The organism is Rhizobacter sp. P1_G5, assembly GCF_056405435.1.
In genome coordinates this window covers 1-5,217 of record NZ_JBFUCB010000444.1, presented here as the reverse complement: position 1 = coordinate 5,217, position 5,217 = coordinate 1, and the positions used below count along the sequence as shown (strand labels likewise).

The following is a 5,217-nucleotide window of genomic DNA, read 5'->3' as shown; positions in this document are numbered from 1 at the left end:
GAGCGTGCGTTGACCGCGACCTCGGCCGTACGGTGCACCGCCTGCATGTACGTTGCTTCCGCGCGCGCCGCACGCGTCGAGCCGAAGTCGAACAACGGCAGCTCGAGTTCTATCTCATAGCCGTTCTGCCGAGGCTCGCCCGTCTGGCTCTTGTTGGCATAGCCGACCTCGAGCACGTTGATGAAGCGCGTAGCCTTGGTCAGTCCGAGCGACTTGGCCGTCGCCTCGGCGCTGCGCCTGGCCATCAGGACATCCAGGCGCTTCTCGATGGCGGTCTGTTCGGCACTCTTTGGCTCGAGCGGCGACTTGGGCAGGTCGGGCAGGCGCTCGGGAAGCTTGAAGGCAAGCTGGTCACCCGACAATCCGAGCGCGCGAACGAGCCGCTCTCGCTCAGCAACCGCCTGGTGCCGGGCTCGGGCCAGATTGGCAGTGGCATCGGCGTAGAACGACTGCTCGCGCATCTGGGCCAGCTTGTTGAAGTTGCCGGCCTGTTGCATTCGCCGCGCCAACTCGTTGGAGGCATCGGCGGCTTCCTTGACCTGCTCGTAGTACTTGACCAGGTCCTGGGCCGCCACGGCGCCGAAGAAGGCCTTGCGCGCCTCGGCCGCCACTCCTACGGCATCGAAAGCCGCTTGGTACTGCGCTTGCTCGAGCTGGCGCTGCGCGACCTGGCTTGCAACTGGCATTGTCAGCAGACCCAGTAAGTTGAACATCACTGAGCGGTCAATCTCGGTGACTCCTCCACCACTGAGGCGTCCAAAACTGAAGGTTGGGTTCGCCAACCTCCCGGCCCGCACCAGTTCCGCCTCGGCGATGCCCAACTCCGAGAAGCTTGCCTGGAGGCCTCGGTTGTTGAGCAACGCAGTCTCAACCGCGTTGTCGGGTGTCAGCGGCTGCTTGAGGAGTTCGGACACGCGAGCGCCGGCCGAGTCGACATCAGCCTCGGTGCGCTGGAAGGCGACGCTCWGGCCCGTGCGCTCCTTGGTCAGTTCGGAAACCTTCCCGGCGCCGCCGTCCTGGGAGAACGACGCACAACCTGCGAGCACGAGGGCCGCGGCCGCAGCGGCTGTCAGGCGCATCATTGCTTGCCTCCGTGCATGTGATGACCGTCGAGCGAGGGGGCCGAGGCCGTGGGGGTCGGTGCAGAAGCAGCCGCGGGCGAGGCAGCTGGCATCGTGTGGCCCACATGGCCGCCGCCTGCACCGGTAGCCCGCAGCGCGTCGTTGAGAGCACGCCAGTCGCCCGTCTTGGCGTCCTGCCACGGTTTGTAGTCGGCAAAGGCCGACTGGTAACGCAACGGCGGTGCCGGAGCCTTTGTGTCAGCCGGGTCCGCTCGCCTGGCCTGGGCAAGCGCGAGCAGAGGCAGGCATAGCGCCGCCGCAGGCGCCAGCCTGGAGAAGAAGTTGTTCATTGTTCGAAACCATGTGAGTCATCGGCTCGGCGTTGCCACAGCCAGGAGACGCTCGCACCGACCGCGAAGCGGACGCACGAGCCCCGTCAGGCCTCCCGCGGAGGCCTTGGTGGGTCAGATGGTTCGGGGAGGACGCTCTTGCCCGTCCGAGAAGAAGTTCGGCGGGGGAGCGGAGAGGTCAGTGAACTTGACCGTGGTGAGCCCGATCGGCTCAGGCAGCGTGACCGCAGCACTCACCAGGGGCGTGAGCGAGCAGAAGGCCGAACACATGTTGCACTTGTCAGAGGCCGATTGGTGGTGGCCGCTGTGGTYATGGTCATGGTCTGCGCCTGCGTGCTCGTGGGCCGCTTCACCGGGGTCCACGGCCTCGTGGTCCATGGCCTCATGCGTCGACGAACGGTCCTGCACGCGAAGCTCGTTCTGCATGCCCGAGCTACCCACGGGACACAGCATGGCGGCCGCAACCGCCCCCCTCAGGGGAAGCAGCACGGCAAGCAGCAGCAGGAAGCAGATGCGAACAGTTTTCACTGCGGTCAGATTAGCACGCGAGGGGTTACCCCAGTAAAGGGAAGCTGATTTAGCCTCTGGAGACAGCCTAAACCTTGCCACAGTGACAAGGTCAAGCGGGTACGACCGGCTGCAGCCGAGGCGGGCTGCAGTCTACAGTGGGCGTATGAAGACACTCACGCTCACCGTTGCAGTCATTGCCCTCGCGCTCAGCGAGTCCGCAGCCGCCCAGATGGTTCCGATTGATTGGGATGCCTCCAGCCAGTTCAGCAAAGAAGTCGCGATTGCCCCCGGCAAGTTTGTCGAGGCCTGCGAGAAGCTGCCGAAAGGGACCAAGGTAGCCTGGTCGTTTGAGGCGCGCTCGCCGCTGGACTTCAACATTCACTTTCACGAGGGCAAGCAGGTCCGCTTCCCCGCGAAGAAGAACCGGGTCGCAAAGGACGGAGGGACACTGAACACCAAAGTCGAGCAGGACTACTGCTGGATGTGGACGAACAAGGGGGCGGCGGAGACAACGCTTCGCATCAAGTTGGTGAAGGGCTAGTTGAATCGTTGGCCGTGGCGCCCGCGGCGCAAGCCCTTGGTCTTGCCAGGTCCGTTGCCGGTCTTGGCCGGGGCTTCCGCTCTGGCTGATGCCATTCAGGACGCCGGCTACACGCCCGTGCAGGTCCAAGCCGAAGCTGCCATTGCGAAGCCAGGCAAAGCTGGCGGGTGCTGCCACTGAAGGCCTTTGATGCGCGAGCTCGAGGCCCTGGGACGCCTTGACGGAGCTCGATGGCGTGGGCTTGCATGATCTGCGCGTGCAGCTGGTGGCCGACTCTGCAGTTGCTGTCGCCGCGCTTCTGTTCGCCACTGTCCTTGCCATCTACAAGCCGCGTGGCGCGACGGCGGGCACCGAACCGGCTCCCGCCTGGGTGAAATGGCTACGCAACTGCGCTCTTGCTGGCGCGGCCTTGTTCCTACTGGTTCACGTGCTGGGCGGCTGCATGGGCCCGCATGGTCTGCACTGAGCCCAGCCCAACCGTCGACGCAGCCAGGCAAAGAAGCTTCCGGCGAAGAACGCCCAGACCGACATCACGACCAGCGCGCTGACAGAGGGCTGCACGGCGCGTACTCCTTTGATGCGCATCAAGCCTTCCTCTGTCAGTTGCTGCGACGCTTGCAGCAACAAAGGAGTTCACGATGCGTTCCACCCTCGCCTCTACCCTCGCCATCGGCGTCACTGCACTGTCGATGACTGCGTTGGCGATGGTCGACCACATGAAGGCCATGCAGGACGGCATGGCCATGATGGGTCAGATGAAGGGCGAGAAAAGCGGCATGTCCTCCGAAGCGATGGGCAAGCGCATGGACATGATGGAAATGATGATGCAGATGGTGATGGACCGCGAGGGGATGAAGGCTCCTGCGACCAAGTAACCGACACCCGACTGGAGTCACGCCATGAACAACATCGACCATGACCCGCCTCCGTTTTGGCGCTCGCGCGGGGGCCTTGCGCTCCTGGTCGTCGCGGCCGTCGGCGGTTTTCTCCTGTTCACCGAGCACCGTGCCCACGTACTGGGCTTCCTGCCGTACGCCTTCCTGCTGGCGTGTCCGCTGATGCACATGTTCATGCATCACGGCTACCACCGTCACGGCGGCCACCGCAACACCGGAAGGACCGACGATGAACGCCCCAAGCAATGACTACGGCCTGTGGGGCCTGGTCATCCTGAACTCGGTCATCTTCGTCGGGTTCGCCTACAGCTTCTTCAAGCCAACGACCCTGCGCGATTGGCGCAGCTTCGGCGCTTACTCTGCCTTCGTTGTCGCCTTGTTCGCGGAGATGTACGGCTTCCCGCTGACCATCTACCTGCTTTCGGGCTGGCTGGGTTCGAAGTTCCCGGGAGTGAACCTCTTCGGCCACGATGCCGGGCACCTCTGGTGGCTGGTGACGGGGCAGCAAGGCAACCCGCACTTCGGCATGTTCCATCTCCTGAGCTTCGTGTTCCTCTTCGGGGGCTTCACGTTGCTCTCGAACGCTTGGCACGTGCTCTATCACGCGCAGCGCCGGCATCAACTGGCCACGGCGGGCCCGTATCGGTTCGTGCGCCACCCGCAATACATCGGCTTCGTCGCCATCATGTTCGGGTTCCTGCTCCAGTGGCCGACGCTCTTGACGCTGGCGATGTTCCCGGTGCTCGTCGTGATGTACGTGCGGCTGGCCATCTCGGAGGAGCGCGACTCGGAGAAGGCGTTTGGCGATGCGTGGCGTGCGTACGCAGCGGTGACGCCGCGGTTCATTCCCCGGTTCTCGAAGGACGACGATGCACGGCGGGTCGGCAGCCACCAAGGGCGCTGAACTGGCATCGGGCCTGGGCGCTATCGTCCTGGGCGCCGGATTGGCGCTCKTGCTGCCGCAGTGGCTGCGGGCCCGCTACCACTCGATGGCGCGCCCCTTGACATTCCCATGATTGGAAGGTCGACACTGCCAACAGGAACAGGAGAGCGCAATGCCGAACACCTCCCGCACGACCCACGACCACTCCGCGCACGCGCATCACGACCACCATGACGCGCCGGCGACAGCCAAGCCCGCGCCCAAGGGTGACCACGGCCAGGTCGAATACACCTGCCCGATGCACCCGCAAGTGCGCCAGATGGGGCCGGGCAACTGTCCCATCTGCGGCATGGCACTGGAGCCGGTCGTGGCAACGGCGGACCAAGGAGAGAGTCCCGAGTTGCGGGACATGACGAGGCGGTTCTGGATTGGCACGGCGTTGACGGTGCCAGTCTTCGCGCTCGAGATGGGCGGTCACGTCACCAACCTGGACCACCTCTTCGGGCAGCAGCTGTCCAACTGGATTCAACTACTGCTCGGAACGCCGGTAGTGCTGTGGGCGGGCTGGCCCTTCTTCGTCCGCGCCGTGGCCTCGGTGAAGAACCGCAGTCTCAACATGTTCTCGCTCATAGCGCTGGGCACGGGCGCGGCTTGGCTGTACAGCATCGTCGGAACGGTGGCGCCACAGTTGTTCCCAACGAACCTGCGCATGGCCGATGGAGCGGTGGCCATCTACTTCGAGGCCGCGGCGGTCATCACCGTGCTGGTGCTGCTGGGCCAGGTCCTCGAACTGCGCGCTCGGGAGAAGACCTCAGGTGCCATCAAGGCCCTGCTCGGCCTGGCGCCGAAGACCGCGGTCAAGGTGGACACGCAAGGCAACGACGAAACCGTCCAGGTCGACGCCATCCAGGTGGGCGACCTCCTTCGCGTGCGGCCTGGCGAGAAGGTGCCGGTGGATGGCGAGCTCACTGAGGGC

At 64.6% G+C, this 5,217-nt stretch carries 9 protein-coding genes; 6 read left to right on the top strand and 3 right to left on the bottom strand.

Annotation, left to right across the window (positions count from 1 at the left end):
* From AC1D12_RS24110 to AC1D12_RS24100, 3 genes are all read right to left on the bottom strand, one after another.
* Window positions 1–1,082: TolC family protein (locus tag AC1D12_RS24110; protein ID WP_477843337.1), on the bottom strand; the 1,082-nt coding region annotated here is incomplete at its 3' end.
* Complete coding sequence (locus tag AC1D12_RS24105) at window positions 1,079–1,411, bottom strand: hypothetical protein (RefSeq protein ID WP_477825790.1); 333 nt, start codon at window positions 1,409–1,411, stop codon at window positions 1,079–1,081. The genes AC1D12_RS24105 and AC1D12_RS24110, both read right to left, overlap by 4 nt.
* 114 nt (window positions 1,412–1,525) lie before the next feature.
* Window positions 1,526–1,939, bottom strand: coding sequence for a DUF2946 family protein (locus AC1D12_RS24100; protein ID WP_477843335.1), 414 nt, complete (start codon window positions 1,937–1,939; stop codon window positions 1,526–1,528).
* Window positions 1,940–2,084: 145 nt separating this feature from the next.
* Here AC1D12_RS24100 and AC1D12_RS24095 point away from each other — a divergent pair, with 145 nt between their 5' ends.
* The 6 genes from AC1D12_RS24095 to AC1D12_RS24070 form a co-directional block, all read left to right on the top strand.
* A complete protein-coding gene (locus AC1D12_RS24095; RefSeq protein ID WP_465115130.1) occupies window positions 2,085–2,462 on the top strand; it encodes a hypothetical protein in 378 nt (125 codons plus the stop codon).
* A gap of 217 nt (window positions 2,463–2,679) precedes the next feature.
* Entirely contained in the window at window positions 2,680–2,928 is a 249-nt protein-coding gene (locus AC1D12_RS24090) for a hypothetical protein (RefSeq protein WP_477825788.1), read from the top strand.
* Window positions 2,929–3,100: 172 nt separating this feature from the next.
* A complete protein-coding gene (locus AC1D12_RS24085) occupies window positions 3,101–3,337 on the top strand; it encodes a hypothetical protein (protein WP_477825787.1) in 237 nt (78 codons plus the stop codon).
* A 24-nt stretch (window positions 3,338–3,361) separates the two neighbouring features.
* Entirely contained in the window at window positions 3,362–3,607 is a 246-nt protein-coding gene (locus AC1D12_RS24080) for a DUF2933 domain-containing protein (RefSeq protein ID WP_477825786.1), read from the top strand.
* Window positions 3,588–4,262, top strand: coding sequence for a methyltransferase family protein (locus AC1D12_RS24075; RefSeq protein WP_465115136.1), 675 nt, complete (start codon window positions 3,588–3,590; stop codon window positions 4,260–4,262). Before AC1D12_RS24080 ends, AC1D12_RS24075 begins: the two co-directional genes overlap by 20 nt.
* A gap of 151 nt (window positions 4,263–4,413) precedes the next feature.
* A partial coding sequence (locus AC1D12_RS24070; protein ID WP_477843332.1) for a heavy metal-binding domain-containing protein occupies window positions 4,414–5,217 on the top strand: 804 nt, incomplete at its 3' end.